This window comes from Vibrio sp. 2033, from assembly GCF_033339735.1.
In genome coordinates this window covers 1-1,346 of sequence record NZ_JAWOVC010000085.1, presented here as the reverse complement: position 1 = coordinate 1,346, position 1,346 = coordinate 1, and the positions used below count along the sequence as shown (strand labels likewise).

The 1,346-nt window shown below is 43.2% G+C and carries 2 protein-coding genes; both read left to right on the top strand.

Translation table 11 applies throughout. The features are described from left to right. Positions 1 to 97 precede the first annotated feature (97 nt). Positions 98 to 592 (top strand): GNAT family N-acetyltransferase, encoded by a 495-nt coding sequence (locus R7P74_RS24770; RefSeq protein WP_213886992.1) that lies wholly within the window; start codon positions 98 to 100, stop codon positions 590 to 592. 160 nt (positions 593 to 752) lie between these two features. Continuing rightward, the gene (locus R7P74_RS24765) at positions 753 to 1,160 is read left to right on the top strand and encodes an OsmC family protein (RefSeq protein WP_213904180.1); all 408 of its coding nucleotides are present in this window, start codon (positions 753 to 755) and stop codon (positions 1,158 to 1,160) included. Positions 1,161 to 1,346: the final 186 nt, after the last annotated feature.

Genomic DNA, 1,346 nt, shown 5'->3' with positions numbered 1-1,346 from the left:
ATGCGTTGAATTTAGTGATTAAGGTGGTATGCAGCGGCTTAGGTATTGCGTTGCTCACCCCTTAGCAGGGCGTTATGTGCTTTTGAGGAAAATTGACATGGAAGTAGTAGAAGCGAGTCCAGATTTAGCTCCAATATTAGCAAGTTACGCGAAAGAATGTTTGGAGTCGGGTATCCCTAAATATTCCGGCGTTGAACAAGATCCTGAAGCTTATTTATCAGGTTTGGTTGAACGTTCTAAGGCAACTTCTGAGTTACCAAACGGTTATTTGCCCAGCACAACTTATTATTGCGTATCTGACTCTGAAATCTTAGGCGCTATTCGAGTTCGTAAAGGTACTAATGCCAACGTAGAAAATGTCATTGGGCATGTTGGCTACGAAACTAGACCGTCAGCTCGCGGTAAAGGTGTAGCTTCATTTCTCCTCGCTTGGGTGCGAGACCATATTGTCACTGATTCAGTTATTGTTACTTGTTCAGTTGACAATCCAGCGTCCCAAAAGGTTATCGAAAACTGTGGCGGTGAGTATCTTGGCAACTACACAAGTGAAAACGAGGGCACTGTAAGGCGCTACCGTTTAGCACGCACATAACAAAGCGTTCAAGAGGGATTCTCAACGCTTGGCAGTTTTGGTTCAAAGTTTAGCTTTTGTGATTATGGCACAATGGTTTAGGTCAGGTGGTGGCGTTGTTCACCCCTTAACGCGGCGTTAAGTGCAATCAGCGAGAGTCACATCAAAAAAGTAGGGAAGTATGAGCATTAATATAAAATGGGATGGTGATTGTCGCTTTAAAGTGTCAACTGAAGGCGGTTTTACGTTTAATGTTGACGCTACAAGTGAGAAAGCCCTTTGTCCAACGGAAGTTCTATTGTCGGCTTTAGGTTCATGTAGTGCTACGGATGTCGTCTTGTTACTACAAGATCAAGGTTTTGAAGTTCAAGGTCTAGAAAATACGGTTACTTTTGCCCTAACGGCATCAGAACCTCGTTTATATAAATCGGCAAACTTACACTTTACAGTAAATGGCAGTGGTTTTAAGGAATCTGACATTTTGCGAGCAGCTCAAGAAGCGGTGGAAAAGCATTGTCATGTTTGTCTTATGTTGAGCCCTACGATCGATATCACTTGTTCAGCCGAAGTGGGTAAAAATTGCACTTAACAAAGCGTTTAAGAGGGATTTGGCACGCGTGGCATTTTTAACATGCGTTGAGTTTAGTGTTTAAGGTGCTTTGCAGAAGCTTTTGTATTGCGTGCCTGCACCCCTTAACGCGGCGTTATAACTCCGAGTACCCCACGTTTAGTAGACACTTTACTAAGTTAGCTCTAGGGTCTAATTGAGAGGTGA

What these genes read in the sequence shown, in the direction of transcription:
- R7P74_RS24770 (WP_213886992.1), top strand. Translation starts at nt 98, where the DNA reads ATGGAAGTAGTAGAAGCGAGTCCAGATTTAGCTCCAATATTAGCAAGT.
- R7P74_RS24765 (WP_213904180.1), top strand. Translation starts at nt 753, where the DNA reads ATGAGCATTAATATAAAATGGGATGGTGATTGTCGCTTTAAAGTGTCA.